The sequence below is a fragment of the Bacillus cereus group sp. BfR-BA-01408 genome (assembly GCF_022663305.1).
Lineage (GTDB): Bacteria > Bacillota > Bacilli > Bacillales > Bacillaceae_G > Bacillus_A > Bacillus_A pacificus.
Genome location: NZ_JAKUFF010000384.1, coordinates 1 through 204, shown reverse-complemented (window position 1 = coordinate 204; position 204 = coordinate 1). Strand labels below are relative to the sequence as shown.

The following is a 204-nucleotide window of genomic DNA, read 5'->3' as shown; positions in this document are numbered from 1 at the left end:
GCACCTATTGACCCAACGGGTCCTTGAATTCCTTGTACTCCTTGAGGTCCTGTTGGGCCCATCTCTCCCATTGGACCTTGTAATCCCCTTGGCCCTTGAGGTCCTGTCGGGCCTTGTGGACCGGTTGGACCAGTAATCCCAATACCAGTAAATCCCGTTGGAACAGGAGGAAAGGTAGGTCCAATAAGATTTGGTGAGATTCTG

Annotated in this window: 1 protein-coding gene; it reads right to left on the bottom strand. The window is 52.0% G+C overall.

The annotated features are described in order from the left end of the window. On the bottom strand, positions 1-204 hold a 204-nt coding region (locus MR083_RS27765), incomplete at both ends, for an exosporium leader peptide-containing protein (protein ID WP_277931498.1).